We start from the raw sequence: 233 nt of genomic DNA on the forward strand, positions 1-233 counted from the left end.
GCACTAGCGAAAGCAAAAGAATTCCCAGGCTTAAAAGGAATGGACCTTGCGAAAGAAGTTAGAACAAAAGAAGCGTATCAATGGAAGCAAGGTTCGTGGACGCTTGAAGGTGGACTTCCAGAGGCGAAAGATGACAGCGAGCTGCCATACCACGTTGTCGCTTACGACTTCGGCGCAAAACGCAACATCTTACGAATGTTGGTTGACCGCGGCTGCCGCTTAACGGTTGTACC

At 49.8% G+C, this 233-nt stretch carries 1 pseudogene; it reads left to right on the plus strand.

Annotation, left to right across the window (positions count from 1 at the left end):
- Positions 1 to 233, plus strand: a pseudogene (locus tag O4H47_RS18080) (carbamoyl-phosphate synthase small subunit); the annotation flags it as partial.

Origin of the sequence: Maritalea porphyrae (genome assembly GCF_027213965.1) — a bacterium.
Taxonomy (GTDB): Bacteria; Pseudomonadota; Alphaproteobacteria; order Rhizobiales; family Devosiaceae; genus Maritalea; species Maritalea porphyrae_A.